Raw genomic sequence first — 255 nt, 5'->3', positions numbered from 1 at the left:
GTGCGCGGCCCGGACGAGCTGATGCCCGCCGTGCGCCGGCTGCTGCGCGGGATCGTCGTCGTCGGCACCCTGGAGGACGCCGAGCAGCTGGTGTACGCCCGGCCCGGGCTGACCGCCGTGACCGCCGAGGGCGATCTGCTCGGCGCGCACTTCGCGCAGGGCGGGTCGGCCGGGGCCCCCAGCCTGCTGGAGGTGCAGGCGTCGGTGGACGAGGCGGCCGCCGAGCTGGCCGAACTGGCCGTGCGCTGCGAGGAG

At 77.6% G+C, this 255-nt stretch carries 1 protein-coding gene; it reads left to right on the top strand.

Features of this window, described 5'->3' with window-relative positions; translation table 11 throughout:
- Positions 1-255: hypothetical protein (locus tag G3I53_RS24975; protein WP_164438795.1), on the top strand; the 255-nt coding region annotated here is incomplete at both ends.

Origin of the sequence: Streptomyces sp. SID14436, from assembly GCF_010548465.1 — a bacterium.
Lineage (GTDB): Bacteria > Actinomycetota > Actinomycetes > Streptomycetales > Streptomycetaceae > Streptomyces.
This window is presented reverse-complemented; position numbering and strand designations above follow the sequence as displayed.